Genomic DNA, 24,948 nt, shown 5'->3' with positions numbered 1-24,948 from the left:
AAGCTTGAGTTCTACTTAATAAGTGGGAGCGTGATACAGGTCGTAGGTCTGGCGGATCATCAACGCGGCGCTGAAACGTTCGCGGACAATGCTCCGGCCTTCATTGCCGAGGTCGAGCAGGCGCGGCTTCTGGATGATCGTCAAAACGTCGGCCAGCGCCTGGTGATCGCCGGAGGGGAAGACGTAGCCGGACACTTCATTGGTGACCAGTTCCGGCAGCGAAGTGCAGTTGCTGGCAATCACCGGCAACCCCATGGCCATGCCTTCCAGCGGCACCATGGCAAAGCCTTCCCAGCGACTCGGCACGATCAGCGCATCGGCTTTCTGATACAGCGCCTGCACTTCACTCGGCGTCACCCAGGGCAGGTACTCGACCGAATCCATCGGTGGGCACTCGACCGAGTCCTCGTTGACCGCACTGCCAACCACCGTCAGTTTGAGGTCGTTGCGATTGACCTTGGCGTAGGCCTTGAGCAGCACGTCGAAGCCTTTCTGGTAATCCAGGCGCCCGACGAACAGCAGATGAATCGGCTCGGCGCCAGCGGTTTTCGGCGCGTCATCCTTGTGATGAATGCCGTTGTAGATCAGCTTCATGCGCTTGCGCTCGATACCGAAACGCGCGGCTTTATCCAGCTCGTACTGGCTGACGCAGATGATCACGTCGGTGACTTTCTGCAGCACCCGCTCGATCCACGCGTAGACCTTCTGCTTGGTCGGCGAGCTTTCCATCAGGAACGAAAACGCATGCGGGCAGTAGACGATTTTCGGCTTGCGCCAGGGCCGCAACAGCACACACACGCAGCGTCCGATCACCCCGGAAAAGGTGCTGTGCAAATGCACCACGTCGGGTTTTTCCTTGAGCAGCACCTGGCTCAGACGCCAGGCGAAACGCAGCAGCGACGGCACGTTGCGGCCACTACGTGGAAAGGTGCGCACCTGCTGCGGGGCGATGCCGTGCAGCTCCTTGGCCTGATCCTCGGGCACCAGATAGACCAGTTGATAATTCGCTGCGTCGTCTTCTGGGGATGCCGAGATCGTGCGGATCACCGTCGCCACGCCACCTTTGATCGTCTCTGCCACGTGCAGTATTTTTTTCACAACTCACCCACTTCAAACAGGAAAGAACAATCGGCAACCATCAGGATTTGTCGGACGCGTATTCGTAGTTGTAATAGCCAGTGCCGCCGTAATAGCTGGCCGCACGCTTCTCGACGCCGTTGAACACCGCGCCTTTCAACTCGATGCCGTTCTGGGCGAAGCGGCGAATGGTCAGTTCAATCTCCTTGGCCGGGTTCACCCCGAAGCGGGTGACGATCAGGCTGATGCCGGCCTCGCGACCGACGATGGCGGCATCGGTCACTGCCAACAGCGGCGGCGTGTCGATGATCACCAGGTCGTAGCGCTCGCTCAGTTGCGCCAGCAGCTCACGGAAGTTCGCATGCATCAGCAGCTCGGAAGGATTGGGCGGCACTTGCCCCCGGCTGATGAAATGCAGGTTGTCGACTTCGACTTTGTTGATCGCCTGCTCAAGGGTGCAGCGCTTGACCAGCAGGTCGGACAGACCGTTGCTGATCGGCGTGTTGAGGGTTTTGTGCAGGTGCCCTTTGCGCATGTCGGCATCGATCAGCACCACGCGCTGGCCGCTCAGGGCCATGACCGCCGCAAGGTTGGACGAAACGAAGGTCTTGCCGACCTGCGGGCTCGGCCCGGAAATCATGATGCGGTTGTTGGTCGAATCGAGCCCGGCAAAGTGCAGGCAGGTGCGCAGGCTGCGGATCGATTCGATCGACAGATCGGTCGGGTTGCGCAGCGCCAGCAGGTACGCAGGCTTGTCGACGCCGTCGCGGGCGCGGCCCTTTTTGTTGTCCTCTTCTTCCTGCAAGGCGCTGTAGGGAATCGACGCGTAAACCGGCAGGCCCAACTGCTCGATGCCTTCCGGGCCTTCAAGGCCTCGGCTGAGGGATTTGCGCAGCAGCACCAGCGCCACGCCGACAAACGCGCCAAGCAATGTCGCGATCAGCACGATCAGTGGTTTCTTCGGTTTGATCGGATTGGTCAGGTCGACATCGGCAGTGTCGATCAGGCGCACGTTGCCGACGGCCCCGGCGCGGACGATGTCGAGCTCTTGGGATTTGTTCAGCAACTGCGTGTAGATCTGCGAAGCCACCTCGACGTCGCGGGTCAGGTTGAGCAGTTCCTGCTGGGTGGCCGGCAAGTCCTGAACCTTGCCTTCGAGGGATTTCTGCTGCTGGGTCAGCTCGCCGATCTGCGTCATCAAGGCGCGATAGGCCGGGTGCTGTTTGGTGAACTTGCGATCAAGTTCGGCCTGCTGCATTTTCAGCTCGGAGATGCGCGTTTCCAGCGCCACCGACTGACCCAGCACCGACTGGGTTTCCAGCGAGATGTTCACGGTCTTGCCGTGGGTCTGGTAGGCATTCAAGGCGTCGCTGGCCTTGGCCAGATCACGCTTGACCTGGGGCAACTGGCTTTGCAGAAACGCGAGGCTCTGCGCGGCTTCCGCCGAAGTGCGCCGTACGTTTTGCTCGACGTAGAGCGAGGCGATCTTGTTGAGGATCTTCACCGCCTCGGCCGCGTCGGAGCTGGCCAGCGCCAGACGAATGATCCCCGACTCCTTGCCCTGTTCGGAGATATCCAGCGCATCCTGATAGCCCTGAATGGTCACGATGCGTGGATTGCGCACCACCTGAAAACGCGTGCCGGGGTTGGCCGACAAGTGCGCGATCTGCCCTTCTACACCGTCATTGGCAAACGCTTCGCCGACGACGCCTTCGGCGAGCAGATTGTCGTTTTCATCGAACAGCTCAAAGCGCTGCTGCTCGCCGGCGATCAGGGTGAGTTTCTTGCCGAGCAGGTCTTTCGGCAATTGCAGCCGATTGAATTCCAGACGTTCGCCGCCCCAGGCATAACTGTTCAAACCGAAACGCGGCGGCGCGACGCTGGTCTCGCTGTCTCCGCGATAACGCCGCGAAAGAAAGCCGCCGATCAACGGGAACGTGTTGGGCGTGACGTCGATATCCAGGCGCAGGTCGTCAACGGTTTTGCCGATCACCGCGCGGGATTTGATGATGCCGATTTCGGTCACCGACGGCGATTGCCCACCGAGCATGCTGTTAAGGTCGGAGAAACCGAGCATGTCGTTCTTTTTCGGTTCGACCTGCACCAGCGCGTTCGCCAGGTACACCGGCGTTGCCAGAACCGCATAGGCGACGCCGGTGACCATGAAGGCGCCCGTCAGCGCGCCGATCAGCCACTTCTGGTCGATCAGGCTGCCGAAGATGCCGAGCAGATCAATACTGTCTTGATCATTGTCGCGGGTGCCGATTACGGACGGTAACTGCATAAGTCTGTTCTTACCATTTGCTGTTCTGAAGAATATTCATCAATGCCCGAGACGCTTTGCCCATGAACTAACAGCATCTTCAATCAATGCGTGGGCATGAATAAACGCGGCTTTGCCTTGACGATACGGATCATGTATTTCGCGCTCGCTCTGCCATTTACCGAGCAGAAACACTTTGCCTCGGGCGTGCGAGGCAATCTTCAGCACTTGATTGACGTGGGCTTTTTCCATGACCAGGATCAGGTCCGAGTCATTGACGATGTCCGAAGTCAGTTGCCGCGCCTTGAAGGCCTCGGCGCAATGCCCGTGTTCTTCGAGAACCTGCCGCGCCGAGGCCTCCACGCCCTCGCCGACGCGGGCGGACAGGCCGGCTGAGGAAACGGTGATGGCGGACTGGCCCAGCGCGTTGCGCAGCAGCAGTTCAGCCGTCGGACTTCGGCATATATTGCCCACGCAGACAACGAGGATCTTTTTGAACAAGTCTTGCTTTCCTGTGTAATATCAAACAGCCAACATGTGGCGAAAGTTAATGAACCCTCACGACTTTCCTGCACTCAGAAATAGCTTCGCCCTGTTAGTACAGGAACATTAAGTACCACAGCGTTTTAAGCCGCCCCAACCACAATTAGCGGACTAAAAATAACTGTGATTTTCAGTTGCTGTTTTCCTGACAAAAAATAACATTCGCGCACTTAGTGCCATCACCGTTATCGGAAATTGAGTAACGGGATAAATATTCGTAGTTGTCATTCTCTTCAGGAGAGCAGACATGAAAACAGCACAGCGCAATAAACTCGCCGCCCTCGCCCTGATGGCGCTCGGTGCCACCAGCCAGGTTCACGCCAGTGAGCTGTTCCCCAACCTTCCAGCAAAAACCATCGGCGTGCAGGTGAAAATCCAGAGCTTCACCGCCGCCGATGCCGCACAAATCAAGGCCGCCGGCTTCAGCTTTGTGCGCTTCGGTGTGTGGAGTGACAGCCTCACCGCCAAGACGTATCAGAAACAGGTCAGCGACGCCTTCGCCGCCGCCGCTTCCGCCGGCCTGCCGGTGCTGCTGACGGTGCGCGCGATCAAGGCACTGCCGGCCACTTCGCCGGAGGAGCTGAACGCCGCCGGCGGTAAGTTCGCCAACACTGTGACCGGGCTGGAAAAATCCTGGAGCTCGCAATTGGTGGCGATCGAAATCTGGAACGAGCCGGACCTGGAAACCTATTGGCCGACGCGCAATTTCGACACAACGTTCGTGCCGTTCATGGCTGGCATGTGCAAGGCCTTCGAAGCTCAGCCGCAGACGACGCCACGGGTCGGTTTCGGCTTCGCCCGGCCGCCAAGCGCAAGCTCGGCTTCGACGGTGGCGCTGAAAAGTATCGTCAGCGAGTACCCCAAATGCCTCAACGCAGTGTCCTATCACCCTTACGGCATGACCGCCACGCAGATCAGCAACGCGCAGACCTTCATCCAGCAGAGCTTCAATCTGCCGGGGGTCATCAGTGAATGGGGGGTTTCGGCCCTCGCCTCCAACGGTGGTCCTGAGGGGCAAGCGACCAAGATCAACGCGTTTATTACCGACGTTAAACGCTTCAATATTCCCCTGACCTCTATCTATGAATGGAGGAACAGTGATTCAGGCAGCAACGATCGCGAGAAGAACTTCGGCTTTCTCACCTCTGACGGCCAGCCAAAACCGGCGCGGTTGTCCGTGGAAGGTGTGTTGAACGCTGAGTAGAGCTCGAGCAACCGGCCTGTTCACAGGTCGGTTGCTTTGAACCTGTGGGCTGTTTTGGCATCGTATTCAGCGACACCGCGCCCCGCCTTTCAAACAATCGTTTTCAGGTTGTTGCCGCAGGGGCCATCGATCCACCAATGCACCCTTGAGTGCCCGTCAGCGCTCGGGTAATGTCTTCAGACCCATAGGATAGAGCACGCCCATGACTTCCAAGCTGGAACAACTCAAACAGTTCACCACCGTGGTTGCCGACACCGGCGACTTCGAAGCGATCGCCCGAGTCAAACCGGTCGACGCCACCACCAACCCTTCCCTGCTGCTCAAGGCTTCGGCCATTCACGGTTACGCCGAACTGCTGAACGATTGCGTTCGCGACTGCAAGGGCGATGTAGGCCTGGCCAGCGACCGTTTCGGCGTCGCAGTGGGCAAGGAAATTCTCAACGTGGTTCCAGGCCGCATCTCCACCGAAGTGGATGCGCGCCTGTCCTTCGACCAGGATGCGATCCTCAAGCGCGCGCATCGCCTGATCGAGCTGTACGACAAGGCCGGCGTCGGCCGCGACCGCGTGCTGATCAAGATCGCCTCGACCTGGGAAGGCATCCGTGCCGCCGAGATCCTCGAGAAGGAAGGCATCCAGACCAACCTGACCCTGCTGTTCTCTTTCGCCCAGGCCGCCGCCTGCGCCGATGCCGGGGTGTTCCTGATTTCGCCGTTCGTGGGCCGTATCTACGACTGGTACAAGAAGGCCAACGGCAACGACTACACCGGCGCCGATGATCCGGGCGTGCAGTCGGTGACGCGCATCTACAACTACTACAAGGCCAACGACTATAAGACCGTGGTCATGGGCGCCAGCTTCCGTAACATCAACCAGATCGAGCAACTGGCTGGCTGCGATCGCCTGACGATCAGCCCGGAACTGCTGGAGAAGCTCGCCGCCGATACCGGCAAGCTGGAACGCAAACTGGCGCCGGGCAATGCCGGTGAAGCACGCCTGAGCCTCAACGAAGCGCAATTCCGCTGGTTGTCCAACGAAGACGCGATGGCCACCGAGAAACTGGCTGAAGGCATCCGTCAGTTCGCCCGCGACCAGGAAAAACTGGAAGCATTGCTGCAGGCCAAGCTGTGATTTGAGTTTGTAGAACGCAAAAAGGGCGAACCTGTGAGGGTTCGCCCTTTTTCATTTGCCTGCACTGATAAATGTATCGACCGACCCGACGCCATCGCGGGCAAGCCCGCTCCCACAGGGTATGTGGAGAACCTAAGTTTGAGGCTTCACGCGATCATTGTGGGAGCGGGCTTGCCCGCGATGAGGCCAGCCCAGACACCATCAATTCATGAGGTCAGTGTCTTTCCAGGGCATTGACCAGATCATGAAACGCTTCACGATTGGAATCGTTCAGGCCCATGAGAATCTTGTGCGCTTCCAGCACCTTGATTCGCACCACTTCTTCGGACTGGTCCTGATCCGGCAGGTCGTCCAGGCACTCCGGGCACGGCACCGGGTGGTTGACGATGTTGAACACCTGCTCGAAGCCCATCGACTGCAAAAGCCGAGTGATGTCTTCGTGGGTGGTGACAACCGTCGGCAACAGGCCGACCTTCTGCCGCGACAGGATCGACAGTTTGGCCAGTAGGCCCAGGGTGGTGCTGTCGATGCTGCGGGTTTCGGTCAAATCGATCACGATCGCGTTGAAATTCAGCGCGGTGAAGATTTTCTCAATAGTCGCATCCAACGCCGAACACAGGGTCAGGCGAACTTCACCGACGAACTTCAGGACGAAGGTGCCGTCCTGCTCGGCGAACTGGATTCTACCGGTACTCATTAAAGATTCCTGCTCAACACCAACAGGGCGATATCATCCGGCATCTCCCCTAGCGTGGCCAAACCAAACACTTGCCGCAGACCATCCAGGCTGCCGCCCGCCGACTTCACCCGTTCGGGCAAAGCAGCCTCTTTTTCTTTGAGCGTTGCTTCCGGCAAAAGGTCCAGAATGCCATCAGACATCAGCGTCAGGCTGAACGTCGGCGGCAGCTCAAGCACGTGGTCTTCGTAGGTGGCTTCGTTGAAGAGCCCCACCGGCAGACCACGGCCTTCGAGATAACGAACACTGTCAGGCGTGTACAACACAGGCAAAGGCAGATGGCCGCCAATGCTATAGGTCAACAAACCGGTCTCCTCGTCGATGACTCCACCGACCATTGTGACGTGTTTACCCAGCTTACAACTGATCAGCCCCCGGTTGATATGACCGAGCACTTCCGAAGGTTTGAACTCCGGCAAGGTACCGCTGCGTTTTGACTCGAAGAGCAAACGCGTGGTCATGAACTTCAACAGCACGGTGACGAAGGCTGATGACGCACCATGCCCGGAAACATCCGCCAGATAAAACGCGACCCGGCGCTCGTCAACGCGGAAATAGTCGACAAAATCACCCGACAGGTACAGCGACGGGATGATCTGGTGGGCAAAATTGAATTCATCGATGCTCCACGGACTTTCCGGCAGCATGTTCATCTGCACCTGGCGACCGGCGTTCTGGTCTTCCTGGAGCAGGTTCAGGCTGGCTTCGAGCTCGCGGTTGGCCTTTTCCAGCTTATCGCTGTAGCGCTGGTTTTCCAGCAGCAGCCGCGCACGATCCAGGGCTCGGCGCACGGAGTGCTCGAGCACAGCCAGATCTTCGAGAGGCTTGATCAGGTAGTCCGCCGCACCCAGGCGCAGGGCCTCGACTGCGTCGTTCATCACCCCGGCACCCGAGACCACGATCACCGGCGTCTCCGGTGAGCGCTCGGTAACCTGACGGATCAGTTCGAGACCGCCCATCTGCGGCATGCGCAGATCGCAGATGACCAGATCGGGCTCGTCTTGCTCGAATACCTGAAGACCCTGTTGACCGTTGCCGGCCTGCAGGACGCTGAAACCACTGTCTTCCAGATAGGCCGCGAGGCTCGCGCGCACTACCTCGTCATCATCGATTATCAGCAGCGTGGCACTGGTTTTTGGCATGTGGGCAAACGGCGCCAGAATTAGGTTGGCGTAGTGAGCGGGGCAACGGCCCTGCGCAGACTACTGGATTCGCTTTCTAGCCTCTCTGTTGCAGCGCTTTCAAGCATTCGCCTGGCGCGCGGTTTTAAACAGAGGTGCCCTTCTAAGGCGCAGACGGTACTCCCATCCGCAGAGCGTTTCAAGCATGCGCCGATTGTCGCTTGACGACTTTGTTTGTCAAATCACCGGGAGTTATAAGAACCGCTCCAACGGTAACCCGATGGAAGGTAGCGGCAGTCGCAGGTGACGCTCTGACGCGGACAAAAAAGGCGACCCGAGGGCCGCCTTTTTCATCACCGGTCAAAATCAGAAATCGTCTTCAACCTGACCGTCCTTCACCTTGAACTCGCGGTTCTGCAGGTAAGCGTTGCGGATGAAGGTGTATTTGTCGCCGCTGATCAGCTTCTCGCTCGACAGCAGGCTGGCGCGGGTGTCGACGATGTTCAGGCCGAAGATCGAGTTACGCGTCGGCACGTGGTCGATGTAGCGGTACGCGCCGGTGAAGCTGTCGACATATTTCGACGGTGCGTCACGCAGGGTGCTCGGCCCCATCAGCGGCAGCATAACGTACGGGCCGCTGCCCACGCCCCAGTAACCGAGGGTCTGACCGAAGTCTTCGTCGCTGCGGTTCAAGCCCATCTTGGTGCCGACATCAAAGAAGCCGAGCAGACCGAAGGTGGTGTTGAAAATCAGTCGGGCGGTATCAACGCCCGCCGCAGCCGGTTTGGCCTGGAGGATGTTGTTGGCCAGGTTGGTCACGTCGCCGACGTTGCGGAACATGTTGTGAATGCCGTCTTCAACGAACTGCGGGGTGATGAACTCATAACCCTGGGCCAATGGCTTCAGCGCGTAGGTGTCAACGAAGTCGTTGAACTGGAAAATCGGCCGGTTGACGCTTTCCCAAGGGTCTTCTTCGGTGGCCGCCTGGGTGGCGAACGGCGCCAGCAACAGGCTGGCACATACACTTAGCTGAGTGAGCGAAGGGCTCCAGCGCATAGAAAAACTCCTTGGATTCGATACTGGCGCGGTCCTCTCGGCCCGGGCATTAAGGCCGCTAGTATAAGCGTAAACGGCGATTTGGGCAGTGCGCCGCTGCAACGATATGCAGGAAGTTTCCTACGCAGGCTTTCACCCGCCTGTCATGCAACTGTCACCCCAGCGCCTTAGTCTTGAGCGTTATTTCAGGGACGTTGCCATGACTCACGCCGAAACCTTGCCCGTCGCCGCGCCCGGCCTGACTGCCGTGCTGTTCGGCCTGAGCGGTTGCCTGGTGGATTTCGGTGCCCGCGCCGCGCAAGAGCTCAACTCCCAGCCGGAACATGCCAAAACTACACCGGGCGCACTCGATAGCCTGAAAAGTTTGCAGCGCCAGGGAATTCCCTGCGCGTGGCTCGACGAATTGCCCCCTGCCCTGACACAGTCATTGGCGGCGTCGCTGCCCGGCTGGATCAAACCAACGCAACATTCAGCAACAATGAATCCATGGCCAGCGCCCAACGCGTGCTGGCAGGCGTTGATGGATCTGAATATCGACCGGCTCGACGGTTGCGTGCTGGTCAGCGGTGAGCCGCGCCTGTTACAAGCCGGCCTGAACGCCGGGTTGTGGACGATCGGCCTGGCGTCCTGCGGCTCGCTGTGCGGCCTTAACCCAAGCGAATGGCAGGCGCTCTCGCAAAAGGAGCGCGAACAGTTGCGCGGCAAGGCAACTGTGCAGTTATTCAGCCTGGGCGTGCATTCGGTGATCGATCATCTCGGCGAACTGGACGCCTGTCTCGCCGATATCAGCTTGCGCCGCGCCAAAGGCGAAAAGCCCTGACCGGCGTCATGCAGGTTTACCGAGAGTGGATTAATCTAAAGGTCAGCCATAGACCTTTGGCGCGTGGCTGCGGTCAATGCCAGTGCCTATTGATAAAAGGAAACCACCATGCCCGCCCAAGAACTGCAAAAACAGCTCGATACACTGCGCGAGCAGCTGAAACACAATCCACCGCTGTCGGAAGCAGAGCGTGAAGATCTGCATGCGCTGATGGCGCAGATCGAATCGGAGATCCAGCTGGAAACTGCCACCCAGAACGCAAGCATCGCCGATGGCGTGAACCTGGCAGTGGAGCGCTTCGAAGTCGAACACCCGGCGATCGCCGGCACCCTGCGCAACATCGTCAACGCGCTGGGCAGCATGGGCATCTGACGCCCCGCCGCACAAAAAAGCCCTGCCAGCGATGGCAGGGCTTTTTCATTTGCAAAATGTGCATGCAAGCCCTTGTGGGAGCGAGCCTGCTCGCGAAGGCGTCGTGTCAGTCGACATCATCGTTTAATGACACACCGCATTCGCGAGCAGACTCGCTTCCACATTGGATGTCGCACATTCAGGATCTTTATTGACGTACGAGCCGATGATTCGGCAGTTGTACGCTTTCGGTACTGCGATACGGATTGATATCCAGCCCACCCCGGCGAACGTAACGTGCAAACACGGTGAGCTTTTCAGGTTTCAACAACCGCTGCAGATCGAGGAAAATCCGCTCAACGCATTGTTCATGGAAGTCCGAATGCTGGCGGAAGCTGACGATGTACTCCAGCAGGCTGGCGTGATCCAGCGCCGCGCCGCGATATTCCACCACGACGCTGCCCCAGTCCGGCTGGCTGGTCACCGGGCAGTTGGATTTGAGCAGGTGGCTGTGCACGCTCTCCTCGACCACGCGCGAATTGTCGCAACGCAGCAGCTCCGGACGCGGGTGTTCATAATTGCTCACGCTGATATCCAGATCGTCGATGCACACGCCCGGCAACCCCACCACGCCTTCAGCTTCGACGTCCTTCAGACTGCGAACCCGAACGCCCACCGGTTTACCGGCAGCGGCGGACAGATCCTTGACCAGCGTCGCTTGCAATGTGGCAACGTCGGCGAACGGCGTCTGATTCAGCGAGTTGAGGTAAAGCTTGAACGACTTCGATTCGATGATGTTCGGCGAGTCCGCCGGGATGCTGAATTCAGCGATCGCCACCACCGGTTTGCCCGAGGGCAGCAGCCACGACAGCTCGAAGCAGTTCCAGAAATCCACGCCTTTATACGGCAGGGTTTCGGCGGTCAGGCCCAGCTCGGCCCATTTCGCGGTGCGCGGAATCGGGAACAACAGGGACGGCGTGTACGTGGCGATGTATTCGCTGGATTTGCCCAGCGGCGAATGTTCGGCTGCGGGATGCATGGCGGAAACCTGACTGAAGAATCAGCGGATTCTACCAGCCTTTGCCCGCGCCTTTGAGTGCTTACTGACTGACTGTCAGTTTGCCGACCATGCCCGCCTGATAATGCCCGGGGATATTGCAGGCAAACTCGAGCGCCGTGGCCTTGCTGAAGGTCCAGGTCAACTCGGCGGTTTTACCGGGCTCGACCAGCACGCTGTTGGGGTCGTCATGCTGCATGCCGTGGCCCATCGCCGCGTGATTCATGCCCGCCATGTCGTGGGACATTTCTTTCATGCCGGTAGGCGTAAGCATGCCGCTTTGCTGCATCTGCAACATTTCCTGCTGGTGACTGGCATGCATCGCCGCATCACCGAGGTTGAATTCATGCAGCAACTGGCCTTTATTCACCAGTACAAAGCGAACCGTCTCACCGGCCTTGACCTGTATGGCTTTCGGGTCGAAGTTCATGTCGCCCATGACGATTTCGATACTGCGCGTGGCCTGGCTCGCCGCTGCCGGCTGGCCGAAGGCGAAGGTGTGCGCCGGTGTCGCCCAGGCTGGCGAACTCAATGCCAGCAGACAGGTGGCTATTTTCAGCGAGGTGCGCAAAAACATGGTCGTACTCCAACAAGAGAAGGTTCAGCCTGTGGGAAACTCTAACCACCCAGGGCTGGCATCGACCTGACAGGCAGATTACAACTTTGTCAGCTTGGCGCTTATCGCCGGATCTCACGGTATAACGCCCTCGCCCTTCCAAATACCAACCCCGCCCGAGTCGCCCATGAAACTGTTGATCGTCGAAGACCAAGCGAAAACCGGCCAATACCTGCGTCAGGGCCTGACCGAGGCCGGATTCAATACCGAGCTGGTGGCCGATGGCATCAGCGGCCAGCAATTGGCCTTGAGCGGCGATTACGCGCTGTTGATCCTCGATGTGATGCTGCCCGGGCGCAGTGGCTGGCAGATTCTGCAAGCGGTGCGCCGCGCTGGCCTCGAAACGCCGGTACTTTTTCTCACCGCCAAAGACGCCGTGGAGGACAGGGTTCACGGCCTCGAACTGGGCGCCGACGATTATCTGGTCAAGCCATTCGCCTTCTCCGAATTGCTCGCCCGGGTGCGCAGCCTGTTGCGACGCGGCAGCGCAATCGCCCAGGAAACCAGCCTGCAACTGGCCGATCTGCGCCTGGATCTGATCCGCCGCCGGGTCGAACGCAGCGGCCAGCGCATCGACCTGACCGCCAAGGAATTCGCCCTGCTGGAAATGCTCCTGCGCCGCCAGGGTGAAGTGTTGCCGAAGTCGCTGATCGCTTCGCAGGTCTGGGACATGAATTTTGACAGCGACACCAACGTCATCGAAGTGGCGATCCGCCGCTTGCGCCTGAAGATCGACGATGACTTCCCCAACAAGCTGATCCACACCGTGCGCGGCATGGGTTACGTGCTCGAAGAGCGTTCGCTGTGATGCGTAGCCTGTCCTTGAGCACGCGCCTGGCCCTGTTGTTTGCCGCCTGCACTGCGGTGGTCTCGCTGTTCGCCGGGGTGCTGTTCGACCGCGCCAGCGAGGCGCACTTCATCGAACTCGATCAGCAACAACTGGAGACGAAACTGATCGGCCTGCGCCGCGCCTTGCAGGATCTCCAACCTGCCCAGCGCGAGGCGCGGCTGGCCGATGAACTCAGCCGTCAGGCGGATCTGTCATTGCGCATCACCAGTGGCGACGGGCAGCACTGGTACGACAGCTCGGTGCAGATTCCGAAGAATCTGCCCCTGCAAACCGGCCTGTCGACCATCAGCCATGACGGCACCGATTACCGCGTGCTGCGCGCCCCGCTCTATCCAGACACAGCGGATTCGCCGCAACTGACGCTGCTGCTGGACATCACCCATCACCAGCATTTTCTTACGCGCATGCAGCATCTGATCTGGCTGACCGTCGGCCTGTCGGCGCTGGCTACTGCCGTGCTCGGGGCCTGGGCCGCGCGCAGCGGTCTGCGCCCGTTGCGGCGGATGAGCGCAGTGGCCCGTGGGATTTCTGCGCAATCGCTCAACGCCCGACTGCCTGAAGAGAAGATGCCACCAGAGCTTGCAGAAATGGCCTACAGCTTCAACGCCATGCTCGCACGCCTCGACGACTCGTTTCAGCGCCTCTCGGCGTTCTCCGCCGACATCGCCCATGAACTGCGCACACCGTTGTCGAATCTGCTGACCCACACCCAGGTCACCCTCACCCGCCCCCGGGCACTGGAGGATTACCGCGAAGCGCTGCACAGCAACCTCGAAGAACTGCAATGGATGGCGCAACTGGTCAACGACATGCTCTACCTGGCCAAGGCTGACCACGGCTTGCTGATGCCCAAGCGCGAACCACTGGAGCTGGCGGATGAGGCCGACATGTTGCTGGAGTTTTTTGCGCCATTGGCGGAAGACGCTGGCGTGAGCTTGAGCCGTGAAGGTGAGGCGCGTATCGAAGGTGATCGCGGCATGTTGCGCCGGGCCTTGTCGAACCTGCTGGATAACGCACTGCGGTTTACCCCGGCCGAGGGTTATGTGCGCTTGAGCATCGTCGACGAGGGGGAAACCGTGCGCGTCTGCGTCGAGAACAGTGGCGAGGGTATTTCCGCGCAATTACTGCCACGTCTGTTCGACCGCTTCTATCGAGCGGATCCGGCGCGGCAGGAAGGCAGCAGTGAGCATGCGGGGTTGGGGCTGGCGATTACCCAGTCGATCGTGCGTGCTCATGGCGGGCAGATTCATTGCGAATCTGAAGCGGGTTGGACGCGGTTTGTAATCGAGTTGCCTCGGACCTGATCGTTCCCACGCTCTGCGTGGGAATGCAGCCCGGGACGCTCCGCGTCCCTTCAAGAGCCGAACGCAGAGCGTCCGTTGAGGCATTCCCACGCAGAGCGTGGGAACGAGCATGGAGTCGCTTACGAATATCTCAGCGCATGCGCCGGTTCGATCTTCGCCGCCCGCCACGCCGGATACACCGTCGCCAAAAAGCTCAGGATGAAACCCGCCGAGCAGATCAACAGCACATCCCCACCCTGCAGTTCCGAGGGCAGGTTGCTGACGAAATACACATCCGAACTGAAGATGTGCTGCCCGGTCACACGCTCGACCCAGCCGACCAATTCACTGACGTTAAGCGCGGCGATAACGCCCAGCACGCCGCCAATGATGGTGCCGACAATACCGATCACCGTGCCCTGCACCATGAAGATCGCCATGATCTGCCGTGGTGTGGCGCCGATCGTGCGCAGGATCGCGATGTCGGCGCCCTTGTCGTTCACCACCATGATCAGCGTCGCGATGATGTTGAACGCCGCCACCGCGACGATCATCAGCAACAGCAGGCCGATCATGGTTTTTTCCATCTTCATCGCGCTGAACAGGCTGCCCTGGGTGTGAGTCCAGTCGTCAGCCTTGAAGTCAGCACCGAGGCCACCGGCAATGTCCGCAGACACCTTCGGCGCGGCGTACAGATCCTTGACCGCCAGCCGCACGCTCTGCACCTGGTTCGGCTGCCAGTGCTGCATGGTCGCGGCATCGGCGACATGGATCAGGCCCATCGAGCCGTCCAGCTCGGCGCCGACCTTGAACACGCCAACCACATTCAGGCGCTGCATGCGCGGGGTGATACCGCCCGGCGCGGTGCTGACTTCCGGGACGATCAGAGTGATCTTGTCGCCGACATTGAGGCGGAAACGCCGCGCGGTGATTTCACCGATCACCACACCGAACTCACCCGGCTTCAAGGCATCCAGACGACCCTGGACGATGTGCCGGGCAACGATCGACACCTTGCCTTCCTGGGCCGGATCAACGCCGCTGATCTGAATTGGCTGCATCGAACCCTTGTAGGAAAGCATGCCTTCCATCTCTGTGAACGGCACGGCGGCCGTCACTTCGGGATTTTTCATCGCAGCCGCAGCGACCGGCTGCCAGTCGTCGATCGGCTTGACGCCAACGATGGTCGCATGGGGCACCATGCCAAGGATGCGCGAGCTCATTTCGCGCTGAAAGCCGTTCATCACCGACAGCACTACGATCATCGCCAGCACGCCGAGGGCGAGGCCGATCATCGAGGTCATCGAAATGAACGAAACAAAGCGATTGCGGCGCTTGGCGCGGGTATAGCGCGTGCCGATAAAGATCGATAACGGTCTGAACATTCGCTGGGGCACCGTGTAGAAATAAAAGACCCGGCACCGTTACGGGCGCCGGGTTTCAGCCAGTCAGATGGGGGTCAGGCAACCTTCCTGCAACTGCAGGACGCGGTCCATCTGGCGAGCCAGGTTCATGTCGTGCGTCACCACCAGGAACGCTGTGCGCATCGAAGTGCTCAGCTCCAGCATCAGGTCCTGAATGCCTTCGGCGGTGTGCAGGTCGAGGTTGCCGGTTGGCTCATCGAGCATCACCAGCCCCGGGTTGTTCACCAGTGCACGGGCGATGGCCACGCGCTGACGTTCGCCGCCGGAGAGTTCCGCCGGTTTATGTTCCAGACGATGGCCCAGACCGACGCGCTCCAGCAATGCCGTGGCACGCTGACGCGCCTCCGGGATGGCGGTCCTGCCGATCAACAGCGGCATGCAGACGTTTTCCAGCGCGGTGAATTCCGGCAGCAAGTGGTGAAACTGGTAAACGAAACCAAGCGCGCGATTGCGCAGCAGGCCCCGCTTCTTCTCACTCAACGCCGACAGTTCTTCACCGTCGAGCCAGACGCTGCCCTTGCTCGGCGTATCGAGGCCGCCGAGCAGGTTGAGCAAGGTACTTTTGCCGGAACCGGATTTACCCACGATCGCCACACGCTCGCCCGGGTGCAACTCCAGTTGCAGGCCGGCCAGCACTTGTACCGACTCAGGCCCCTCCTCGTAGGATTTGCCCAGGTTACGGCAGCTCAGAATTGCTTGTTCACTCATGCCCGACTCACTCATAACGTAACGCCTCCGCCGGCTGGGTGCGCGCGGCACGCCAGGCGGGATACAGGGTGGCGAGGAAACTCAGGACCAACGCAGCGGCGCAGACCATGACGACGTCCTGGCTCTGTACCTGCGAAGGAAGATAATCAATGAAATACACGTCAGCATTAAGGAACTTGTGGCCGATCAGCCCTTCAAGCGCCGAAATGGCCGCACTGACATTCAGCGCCGCGAGGATCCCGACCACCGCGCCGATCGCCGTGCCGACCACGCCGATTACCGTGCCCTGAACCATGAACGTGCGCATGATCGTGCCCGGTGTCGCGCCGAGGGTACGCAGAATGGCGATGTCGCCCTTCTTGTCGTTCACCACCATCACCAGCGTGGAAATGATGTTGAACGCGGCGACGGCGACGATCAGCAGCAACAGCAGCCCGATCATGGCTTTTTCCATGCGGATCGCCTGATACAGGTTGCCGTGGGTGCGGGTCCAGTCGCGGGCGTAGTAACGATCTTCGCCGAGCTGCTGGGCGATGTTCCACGCCTCACGCGGTGCCTGGAACAGGTCGTCGAACTTCAGCCGCAGGCCCTGCACCTGATCGGCTTTCCAGCGGTGCATTTTCGCCAGATCCTGCAGATTGGTCACGCCGAGGTAGCCGTCGAGCTCACCGGCGCCGACATGGAAAATCCCGACCACGGTGAAGCGCTTCATGCGCGGGAACATCCCGGCCGGGGTCACGCTGACCTCAGGTGCAACGAAAGTGACCTTGTCGCCGATGCCAACGCCAAGCTTGGTCGCGGCCTTGTCGCCGATGACGATGCCGAAGCTGCCCGGTGTCAGGTCGTCGAGTTTGCCCTGCTTCATGAAGTTGTCGATGATCGACACATTGCGCTCGAGCGCAGGATCAATGGCATTGAGCAACACCTTGGAAACCTGGCCGTTGTTGGTCAGCAGGCCCTGCATCTGGGTGAACGGCGCCACCGCCGTCACCTGCCGGTTCTGCTTGACCTTGTCGGCCAGGCTCTGCCAGTCATTGATCGGCTCGCCGGTCTCGAGAGTGGCGTGGGGCACCATGCCCAGCACGCGGGTGCGCATCTCATGGTCGAAGCCGTTCATCACCGACAGCACGACGATCATCACGACCACGCCAAGGGCGAGCCCGATCATCGAAGTCAGGGAAATGAATGACACAAAATGATTGCGACGCTTTGCACGGGTATAACGCGTGCCGATAAATACGAAGAGAGGTCTGAACATGTCGGGGCTTGTTCGGAGGGAAAAGGAACGTCCTTGTGGCGGGGGTCGAAAACCAGCTTTACACTCAGACCACCGCCGCTACCATGGGTTCGCCATGTCGACATTAGATGAAGAAGATCGCCGCGAATACTACCGTATCGAGGACACGATCGCACTGGAAATTCGGCCCCTGTCCGCTCCCGAAGCCGCAGGCCAGGAAGTGTTGCAGGATGCTTCCCCACTCTTCAACTTGCTCAGCGAACTGCACCTGAGCGAATTCGAGTCGCAGCACCTGCTGCGACAGATCAGCGAGCGCGACCGCGCCATCGCCGCGTTCCTCAAATCGCAGAACAAACGCATCGACCTGCTCAGCCAGGTAATCGCCCTGACGGTGCTCGGACACATCGGCGAGCCGCAGCCGGTGATCATCTCCGAGGGCGGGATCGACTTTCAGTACCCGACGCCGATTGCCACCGGCGCGCACCTGTCGGTGAAACTGGTACTGATGCCGCAGGCACTCGGCCTGCTGCTGCGCGCCCGGGTCACCCATTGCGATCCCAAGGGCGATGGCTATGACGTCGGCACCGAGTTCGAGCGCCCGACCGATGCCCAGCGCCAATTGCTCGCGCGCTACATCTTGCAGAAGCAGGCTCAGGAACGCCGTCTGGCCCGCGAACAGAACGAATCTGGCATTTAACTTAAGGAAGCACCGTGACCCTCATCTACGGCCACCGCGGCGCCAAGGGCGAAGCACCGGAAAACACCCTGAGCAGCTTTCAGGAGTGCCTCAAGCACGGCGTGCGCCGCTGCGAACTGGATCTGCACCTGTCCAAGGACGGCGAGCTGATGGTCATCCATGACCCGACGCTCAAACGCACCACCGACCGTCGCGGCAAAGTCGTCGAGCACACCGCCGCCGAACTGGTGACCTACGACGCGCGCAAGGGTGGCCCGGGCTGGATCCAGCCGTGCCCGATTCCGACGCTGGAAGAGTTGTTCGAGCAATGTGATTTCGAGCACTGGCAGCTGGAAGTCAAAAGCGCTTCACGCACCCGCGCGGCGACTACCGTGCTGGCGATTCGGGAAATGGCTCAACGGCATGGCCTGCTCGACAAGGTGACGATCACCTCGAGTTCACGGGAAGTCTTGAAGGCAGCGCTGGACCTGGTACCGGACGTATCGCGCGGCCTGGTGGCCGAATACGCCTGGCTCGATCCGCTGAAGGTGGCGGCCAGCTACGGTTGCGAAATTCTCGCGTTGAACTGGACGCTGTGTACGCCGGAACGCCTGCAGAAGGCGCAGCGTCAGGGCCTGCATGTGTCGGTGTGGACCGTCAACGAGCCTGCACTGATGCGCAGACTCGCCGACTTCGGCGTTGACAGCCTGATTACAGACTTTCCCGGTTTGGCCACTGCCACCCTTGAGAATTGCTGAAATCGGTCTCCCCGGCCGGCTCAGGCCACCGGCCGGAGCCCGTCAAAAAAGCCGGTTGAGGCCGTCGTACGCCGCTACCCGATAGGCTTCGGCCATGGTCGGGTAATTGAACGTGGTGTTGACGAAATACTTCAGGGTGTTCAGCTCGCCCGGCTGGTTCATGATCGCCTGACCGATGTGAACGATCTCCGACGCCTGATAACCGAAGCAATGCACGCCGAGCACTTCCAGCGTTTCGCGGTGGAAGAGGATCTTCAGCATGCCTTGCGGCTCACCGGCAATCTGCGCCCGCGCCATGCTCTTGAAGAAGGCCTTGCCGACTTCGTACGGCACTTTGGCCTGGGTCAATTCCTGCTCGTTCTTGCCGATCGAGCTGATCTCCGGAATGGTGTAGATGCCGGTCGGCACGTCATTGACGAAGCGCCAGCTGCCATTGTCGACGATGCTGCCAGCGGCCGAACGACCCTGGTCGTGGGCGGCACTGGCCAGGCTTGGCCAGCCGATCACGTCACCGGCGCCGTAGATGTTCTCTATGCAGGTGCGGTAGTTCTGGTCGACTTCGATCTGGCCACGGCTGTTGACCTTGACGCCGATGTTTTCCAGACCCAGCGTGTCGGTGTTGCCGGTACGGCCGTTGCACCAGAGCAAGGCGTCAGCCTTGATCTTCTTGCCGGATTTCAGGTGCAGGATCACGCCGTTGTCCACGCCTTCGACGCGGTCGTACTCTTCGTTGTGACGCACGGTGATGTTGTTGTTGCTGAAGTGGTAGCTCAGCGCCTGGGAAATTTCCGAGTCAAGGAAGCTCAGCAACTGGCCACGGTTGTCGACCAGTTCGACCAGCACACCCAGACCACTGAAGATCGATGCGTATTCGCAACCGATTACACCAGCGCCGTAAACGATCAGTTTGCGCGGGGTGTGACCGAGACTGAGGATGGTGTCGCTATCGTAGATGCGCGGGTGGTGGAAATCGATGTCCGCCGGGCGATACGGGCGCGAACCGGTGGCGATGATGATGTGCTTGGCCACCAGCTTCTCGACCACGCCGTTGCCGCAGACCACTTCGATGGTTTGCTCGTCGGCGAAGCTGCCGGTACCGAAGAACACGTCGACGCGGTTACGGGCGTAGTAGCCGGTGCGCGATGCGACTTGTTTGGAAATGACTTTTTCGGCGCTTTTCAACACGTCCGGGAAGGAGAACCAGCGTGGCTCGCCGATCGCGCGGAACATCGGGTTGGTGTTGAACTGCATGATCTGCCGCACCGAGTGACGCAGTGCCTTGGACGGGATGGTGCCGAGGTGGGTGCAGTTGCCGCCGACCTGACGACGGCTGTCGACCATCGCGACCTTGCGCCCCGCTTTGGCGGCGTTCATTGCCGCGCCTTCTCCCGCCGGGCCGGAACCCAGTACCACCACGTCGTAGTTGTAGACAGCCATGCGTACTCCTCAGAACAGGCCGCGGTGCCAGCAGCACCGGCGGCTAAATCACGCCGAACGGCGGCGCGAAGGAACAATTGGGGGCCAGTAGAGAACCCGGACACAGTCTATAGAAGCGTCAACGCCGCGCACATTAACCCTTGGTCGCGTCGTAGGCTACTTTTGCCTGCACTACAACGCCAGCTTTCGTCTTGTCTCCGGTCAGTTTTTTTCACCGACAAGCTGCGTAAATGCCTGACTGCTGCGGGTGACGAAACCTGTATCGGCACGCAAGACAAAGAATGCAGCAATGTCATGCTTTTGGGCATAGTCCCGTGCCCTTTCCGGCCCGAGAATCAGCAACAGCGTCGATAGTCCATCGGCCATCAACGCTGAAGGATGAATCACCGTGACTGACGCCAGATCATGTAGGACCGGCCTTCCGCTGCGTGCATCGAAGGTGTGGGAATAACGCCGACCGTCCTGCAGAAAATAATGGCGGTAGTCACCGGAGGTGGACACGCCGTAGCCATCGACATCGATAATCCGCTCGGCCACTTGCTGGTCATCGCGAGGCTCTTCGAGAGCGATGCGCCACGCGGAACCATCCGGCTTCTTGCCCCGGGCTTTGAGTTCGCCCGTGGCTTCGACCAGGTAATTGTCGATGCCCATGCCCTGCAATCTGGCGGCGATGGTATCCACGGCGTAACCGGCGGCAATACTGTTGAAGTCGACTTCGACGGCGGCGTCCTTGCACAACCGTTCGCCGTCGATGCGCAGATGCTGATGGCCGACCCGCTGCATGACCTCGGCCACAGCGGCCGCATCAGGGATCTTTTCCTCGCGTCCTTGCGGGCCGAATCCCCAGAGGTCCAGCAGCGGTTCCACGGTCAGGTCGTAGGAGCCTTCGCTTTGCATTGAAAGCTGTTCGCCGATACGGACCAATTCGAGCACCGCTGCCGGCATGGCTTGGCAGCTATCGGCGGGCAAGGCGTTGAAACGCTCGATGACGGAGTCACTGCGGTAAGTCGACAGCTGTTGATCGACTTCGCCGAGGATGCGCTCCACTTCACCGCGCACTTGCGCAGGATCGGCGACCCCGGCGTGGCGCACGTATTTGACCGACCAGGTGCTGCCCATGGTCGAGCCACCGACCTGTTCCAGGGAATCGCCGTTGCCGCAGCCGCCGATTGCCACCGCCAACACCACAAGCCCCAACCAGCGTCCAGTTAACAATTCTTCATCTCCCCGCAAAACCACGGCGGCCATTATGAACTACAAGCGCCCGCTCGCTTCCCCATGGCTGCAACGCCTTTATACAAAATTGAACAGTGAGTACCTCCCATGTCCTCCACCACGGGCAAAGGCAAAGCGATCTTTCGCGTTGTCAGCGGCAACTTCCTCGAAATGTTCGACTTCATGGTCTACGGCTTCTATGCCACGGCCATCGCCAAAACCTTCTTCCCCACCGACAGCGCCTTCGCTTCGCTGATGCTGTCGCTGGCGACCTTCGGCGCCGGCTTCCTGATGCGCCCGCTGGGGGCGATTTTCCTCGGTGCCTATATCGACCGTCACGGACGGCGCAAAGGACTGATCATCACCTTGGCGATGATGGCCGCCGGTACGGTGTTGATTGCCTGCGTGCCTGGCTACGCGACGCTCGGCGTCGCCGCGCCGCTACTGGTGTTGTTCGGCCGTCTGTTGCAAGGCTTCTCGGCGGGCGTGGAACTGGGCGGTGTGTCGGTGTATCTGGCGGAAATTTCTACGCCGGGGCGTAAAGGCTTTTTCGTCAGTTGGCAGTCCGCCAGCCAACAGGCAGCCGTGGTGTTCGCCGGTCTGCTCGGCGTTGGCCTCAACCACTGGCTGAGTCCGGAGCAAATGGGCGAATGGGGCTGGCGCGTGCCGTTTCTGATTGGCTGCATGATCGTGCCGGTGATTTTCTTCATCCGTCGCTCGCTGGAAGAAACTCCGGAATTCCAGGCGCGAACCCACCGCCCTACCCTCGGCGAAATCGTCCGCTCGATCGGGCAGAACTTCGGCATCGTCATTGCCGGCATGGCGCTGGTGGTGATGACCACGGTGTCGTTCTACCTGATCACTGCGTACACGCCGACGTTTGGCAAGGCTGAGCTGCATCTGTCGGACCTCGACGCCTTGCTGGTGACGGTGTGCATCGGCTTGTCGAACTTCTTCTGGCTACCGGTGATGGGCGCGGTATCCGACAAGATCGGCCGAAAACCCTTACTGCTGGCGGCGACAATTCTGGCGATCCTCACGGCGTATCCGGCACTGTCGTGGCTGGTGGCGAATCCGAGCTTCAGCCATTTGCTGATTGTCGAATTGTGGCTGTCGTTCCTGTACGGCTCGTACAACGGCGCGATGGTGGTGGCGCTGACCGAGATCATGCCGGTGGAAGTGCGCACGACCGGGTTTTCCCTGGCTTACAGTTTGGCAACGGCGACGTTCGGCGGATTTACTCCGGCAGCGTGCACCTATCTGATTCATGTGCTGGACAACAAGGCAGCACCGGGCATCTGGCTAAGTGGCGCGGCGGTGTTGGGCTTGATTGCGACACTGGTGCTATTCCGTGGCAACCGGCATGAGTTGCGCACCGCGCAGGCCTCGGTAGCCAGCGGCGCCTGACAGAATGCTTTCGCGAGCAGGCTCGCTCCCACAGAAGATTGTGAACGACACTGATCCAGTGTGGGAGCGAGCCTGCTCGCGAAGAGGCCGGCAAGGACGCCGAAGATCCAACAGGCCCACAAACAAAAACGCCCCGACAAAATGTCGGGGCGTTTTCATTCAAGCCTGAAGCTTAGCGCGGGAACGCTGGCGGATTCACATCAGCCATGTCTTCCATCACGCGTACCACCTGGCAGCTGTAACCGAACTCGTTGTCGTACCAGACGTACAGAACGACGCGGTTGTCCTGCACGATGGTCGCTTCAGCGTCGACTACACCGGCGTGACGCGAGCCAACGAAGTCAGTCGACACCACTTCCTGCGAATTGACGAAGTCGATCTGCTTGTGCAGCTCGGAGTGCAGAGCCATGTAGCGCAGGTACTCGTTCATCTCTTCGCGGGTGGCGGCTTTCTCAAGGTTGAGGTTGAGAATGGCCATCGACACGTTTGGCGTCGGAACACGAATCGCGTTACCGGTCAGCTTGCCGGCCAGCTCAGGCAGAGCCTTGGCAGCAGCGGTGGCGGCGCCGGTCTCGGTGATCACCATGTTCAGCGCGGCGCTGCGGCCACGGCGATCGCCCTTGTGGAAGTTGTCGATCAGGTTCTGGTCGTTGGTGTACGAGTGAACGGTTTCGACGTGACCGTTGATGATGCCGAACTTGTCGTTGACCGCTTTGAGCACCGGCACGATGGCGTTGGTGGTGCAGGAAGCAGCCGAGACGATCTTGTCGTCAGCGGTGATTTCACCGTGGTTGATGCCGTGAACGATGTTCTTCAGCTTGCCCTTGCCAGGCGCGGTCAGAACAACGCGGTCGATACCCGGGCAGGCCAGGTGCTGACCCAGGCCATCGGCGTCACGCCAGACACCGGTGTTGTCCACCAGCAGCGCGTCTTTGATGCCGTACTGGGTGTAATCCACCTCGGTCGGGTTCTTCGCGTAGATCACCTGGATCAGGTTACCGTTGGCGGTGATGGTGTTGTTTTCTTCATCGATGGTAATGGTGCCGTTGAACGAACCGTGTACCGAATCGCGACGCAGCAGGCTGGCGCGTTTGGTCAGGTCGTTCTCGGCGCCTTTGCGCACGACGATGGCGCGCAGACGCAGGCCGTCGCCACCACCGGTTTTCTCGATCAGGATGCGCGCCAGCAGACGGCCGATACGACCGAAGCCGTAAAGAACAACGTCGGTGCCTTTGCGGGCCGAGGCGTTCTGCTGGCCAACCACGTCAGCCATCTCTTCACGCACGAACTGCTCGGCGCTGCGGCCGTTGCCTTCATTGCGGAATTTGAACGCCAGCTTGCCCAGATCCACCGACGCCGCGCCGAGCTTGAGCTCGCTCATGGCCTTGAGCAGTGGGAATGTTTCGTGGACGGAGAGTTCGCTGTCGTCGGAAGAACGGTGGCGAGCAAAGCGGTGAGCTTTGAGAATCGCGATGACAGACTGGTTGATCAGGCTGCGGCCATAGATCGAGCTAACCACGTTGTTATTGCGGTAGAGCTGACCGATAAGCGGAATCATCGCTTCTGCGAGTGCTTCACGGTCGATCCATTCACCAAGACACTGGTCGGGCTTCTGAGTCACGGTAACCTTCCACATGTAGGGGCAGAAAAAAGGGGCTACATTATGCCGCCGACAAGCCCTTTCAGCAATGCGCGCTTGTCGCGCAATCGGTAACAAAATCCCGTTCAAAAAATTTACGCCTTTCTCCAGCCCAGTAAAACCGGGGCTTTCAGCGCAGTCAATTTTTCGACGACTGTTAGACGATGTCTGTAACCCTCCGTAACACCACCCGGTTTCGGCACTACATAACCATGAAAAAAGTGCTCGTTTTTATGGTTACCACTACATTTCGTCCAAACCGTGAAGATAGACGCAGTCTGCAACTGACAGGCGGCACCGGAGGCCGCTACAATTACCGACTTTGTCGCAACGCCTGGAGC

General features: G+C 59.8%; 23 protein-coding genes. 9 read left to right on the top strand and 14 right to left on the bottom strand.

Translation table 11 applies throughout. From position 1 onward, the window contains the following. Window positions 1–15 precede the first annotated feature (15 nt). From AB4N48_RS06735 to AB4N48_RS06725, 3 genes are read right to left on the bottom strand one after another with little or no spacing between them, the layout of a single operon-like run. Window positions 16–1,098 carry a glycosyltransferase gene (locus AB4N48_RS06735; RefSeq protein WP_315435442.1) on the bottom strand — a complete coding sequence of 361 codons (1,083 nt, stop codon included), beginning with the start codon at window positions 1,096–1,098 and terminating at the stop codon, window positions 16–18. Window positions 1,099–1,138: 40 nt separating this feature from the next. Continuing rightward, the gene (locus AB4N48_RS06730; protein WP_460094992.1) at window positions 1,139–3,361 is read right to left on the bottom strand and encodes a polysaccharide biosynthesis tyrosine autokinase; all 2,223 of its coding nucleotides are present in this window, start codon (window positions 3,359–3,361) and stop codon (window positions 1,139–1,141) included. A 39-nt stretch (window positions 3,362–3,400) separates the two neighbouring features. Further along, the gene (locus AB4N48_RS06725) at window positions 3,401–3,841 is read right to left on the bottom strand and encodes a low molecular weight protein-tyrosine-phosphatase (protein WP_073471426.1); all 441 of its coding nucleotides are present in this window, start codon (window positions 3,839–3,841) and stop codon (window positions 3,401–3,403) included. Window positions 3,842–4,130: 289 nt separating this feature from the next. Here AB4N48_RS06725 and AB4N48_RS06720 point away from each other — a divergent pair, with 289 nt between their 5' ends. Continuing rightward, a complete protein-coding gene (locus tag AB4N48_RS06720) occupies window positions 4,131–5,087 on the top strand; it encodes a glycosyl hydrolase family 5 (protein WP_460094991.1) in 957 nt (318 codons plus the stop codon). A gap of 202 nt (window positions 5,088–5,289) precedes the next feature. Beyond that, a complete protein-coding gene (tal, locus tag AB4N48_RS06715) occupies window positions 5,290–6,216 on the top strand; it encodes a transaldolase (RefSeq protein WP_041477315.1) in 927 nt (308 codons plus the stop codon). A 214-nt stretch (window positions 6,217–6,430) separates the two neighbouring features. Here the strand turns inward: tal and rssC are convergent, their stop codons facing one another. The 3 genes from rssC to AB4N48_RS06700 form a co-directional block, all read right to left on the bottom strand. After that, window positions 6,431–6,913 (bottom strand): anti-sigma factor antagonist RssC, encoded by a 483-nt coding sequence (rssC, locus tag AB4N48_RS06710; protein ID WP_003226553.1) that lies wholly within the window; start codon window positions 6,911–6,913, stop codon window positions 6,431–6,433. After that, entirely contained in the window at window positions 6,913–8,094 is a 1,182-nt protein-coding gene (rssB, locus tag AB4N48_RS06705; RefSeq protein ID WP_460094990.1) for a two-component system response regulator RssB, read from the bottom strand. The genes rssC and rssB overlap by 1 nt, the downstream gene beginning before the upstream one ends. Window positions 8,095–8,439: 345 nt before the next feature. Further along, the gene (locus AB4N48_RS06700) at window positions 8,440–9,129 is read right to left on the bottom strand and encodes an MlaA family lipoprotein (RefSeq protein ID WP_016775470.1); all 690 of its coding nucleotides are present in this window, start codon (window positions 9,127–9,129) and stop codon (window positions 8,440–8,442) included. Between the two features lie 199 nt (window positions 9,130–9,328). Between AB4N48_RS06700 and AB4N48_RS06695 the strand changes: the two genes are divergently transcribed. Together AB4N48_RS06695 and AB4N48_RS06690 are read left to right on the top strand one after the other, a co-directional pair. Continuing rightward, window positions 9,329–9,949 (top strand): HAD family phosphatase, encoded by a 621-nt coding sequence (locus AB4N48_RS06695; RefSeq protein WP_460094989.1) that lies wholly within the window; start codon window positions 9,329–9,331, stop codon window positions 9,947–9,949. A 108-nt stretch (window positions 9,950–10,057) separates the two neighbouring features. Beyond that, window positions 10,058–10,321, top strand: coding sequence for a DUF4404 family protein (locus AB4N48_RS06690; RefSeq protein WP_150741251.1), 264 nt, complete (start codon window positions 10,058–10,060; stop codon window positions 10,319–10,321). Window positions 10,322–10,508: 187 nt separating this feature from the next. Here AB4N48_RS06690 and queF read toward each other — a convergent pair whose 3' ends face one another. Then, window positions 10,509–11,339, bottom strand: a complete 831-nt coding sequence (queF, locus tag AB4N48_RS06685) for an NADPH-dependent 7-cyano-7-deazaguanine reductase QueF (protein ID WP_460094988.1) — start codon at window positions 11,337–11,339, stop codon at window positions 10,509–10,511. A gap of 61 nt (window positions 11,340–11,400) precedes the next feature. Then, window positions 11,401–11,934 (bottom strand): copper-resistant cuproprotein CopI, encoded by a 534-nt coding sequence (gene copI, locus AB4N48_RS06680; protein WP_252882407.1) that lies wholly within the window; start codon window positions 11,932–11,934, stop codon window positions 11,401–11,403. Between the two features lie 166 nt (window positions 11,935–12,100). Between copI and AB4N48_RS06675 the strand changes: the two genes are divergently transcribed. Further along, on the top strand, window positions 12,101–12,781 hold the full coding sequence (locus AB4N48_RS06675; RefSeq protein WP_252868006.1) for a heavy metal response regulator transcription factor: 681 nt from the start codon (window positions 12,101–12,103) through the stop codon (window positions 12,779–12,781). Next, a complete protein-coding gene (locus AB4N48_RS06670; RefSeq protein ID WP_460094987.1) occupies window positions 12,781–14,127 on the top strand; it encodes a heavy metal sensor histidine kinase in 1,347 nt (448 codons plus the stop codon). Before AB4N48_RS06675 ends, AB4N48_RS06670 begins: the two co-directional genes overlap by 1 nt. 119 nt (window positions 14,128–14,246) lie before the next feature. Here the strand turns inward: AB4N48_RS06670 and AB4N48_RS06665 are convergent, their stop codons facing one another. The 3 genes from AB4N48_RS06665 to AB4N48_RS06655 all read right to left on the bottom strand — a co-directional run bounded on the left by AB4N48_RS06665 (window position 14,247) and on the right by AB4N48_RS06655 (window position 17,496). Then, window positions 14,247–15,491, bottom strand: a complete 1,245-nt coding sequence (locus tag AB4N48_RS06665; protein WP_150741255.1) for a lipoprotein-releasing ABC transporter permease subunit — start codon at window positions 15,489–15,491, stop codon at window positions 14,247–14,249. 63 nt (window positions 15,492–15,554) lie between these two features. Then, a complete protein-coding gene (gene lolD / locus AB4N48_RS06660) occupies window positions 15,555–16,253 on the bottom strand; it encodes a lipoprotein-releasing ABC transporter ATP-binding protein LolD (RefSeq protein WP_370593517.1) in 699 nt (232 codons plus the stop codon). Further along, window positions 16,246–17,496: a lipoprotein-releasing ABC transporter permease subunit gene (locus AB4N48_RS06655; RefSeq protein ID WP_024013629.1), complete on the bottom strand. Its 1,251-nt coding sequence runs from the start codon at window positions 17,494–17,496 to the stop codon at window positions 16,246–16,248. The genes lolD and AB4N48_RS06655 overlap by 8 nt, the downstream gene beginning before the upstream one ends. A gap of 94 nt (window positions 17,497–17,590) precedes the next feature. On the opposite strand from AB4N48_RS06655, the gene AB4N48_RS06650 reads away from it, so the two are divergent. Continuing rightward, a complete protein-coding gene (locus tag AB4N48_RS06650; protein WP_016775478.1) occupies window positions 17,591–18,172 on the top strand; it encodes a PilZ domain-containing protein in 582 nt (193 codons plus the stop codon). A gap of 14 nt (window positions 18,173–18,186) precedes the next feature. Further along, the gene (locus tag AB4N48_RS06645; protein WP_056791501.1) at window positions 18,187–18,909 is read left to right on the top strand and encodes a glycerophosphodiester phosphodiesterase; all 723 of its coding nucleotides are present in this window, start codon (window positions 18,187–18,189) and stop codon (window positions 18,907–18,909) included. Between the two features lie 42 nt (window positions 18,910–18,951). Here AB4N48_RS06645 and sthA read toward each other — a convergent pair whose 3' ends face one another. Both sthA and AB4N48_RS06635 read right to left on the bottom strand, forming a co-directional pair. Then, complete coding sequence (sthA, locus tag AB4N48_RS06640; protein WP_039760770.1) at window positions 18,952–20,346, bottom strand: Si-specific NAD(P)(+) transhydrogenase; 1,395 nt, start codon at window positions 20,344–20,346, stop codon at window positions 18,952–18,954. A gap of 201 nt (window positions 20,347–20,547) precedes the next feature. Beyond that, window positions 20,548–21,594, bottom strand: a complete 1,047-nt coding sequence (locus AB4N48_RS06635; RefSeq protein ID WP_460094986.1) for an FAD:protein FMN transferase — start codon at window positions 21,592–21,594, stop codon at window positions 20,548–20,550. A 75-nt stretch (window positions 21,595–21,669) separates the two neighbouring features. On the opposite strand from AB4N48_RS06635, the gene tcuC reads away from it, so the two are divergent. Continuing rightward, a complete protein-coding gene (gene tcuC / locus AB4N48_RS06630) occupies window positions 21,670–22,968 on the top strand; it encodes an MFS transporter (RefSeq protein WP_041477332.1) in 1,299 nt (432 codons plus the stop codon). A 172-nt stretch (window positions 22,969–23,140) separates the two neighbouring features. Here tcuC and AB4N48_RS06625 read toward each other — a convergent pair whose 3' ends face one another. Further along, the gene (locus tag AB4N48_RS06625; protein WP_016775482.1) at window positions 23,141–24,604 is read right to left on the bottom strand and encodes a glyceraldehyde-3-phosphate dehydrogenase; all 1,464 of its coding nucleotides are present in this window, start codon (window positions 24,602–24,604) and stop codon (window positions 23,141–23,143) included. Window positions 24,605–24,948: the final 344 nt, after the last annotated feature.

Source organism: Pseudomonas sp. S2_C11 (assembly GCF_054668395.1).
The sequence above is the reverse complement of the archived record's forward strand: the minus strand, read 5'-3'. Positions and strand labels throughout refer to the sequence as shown.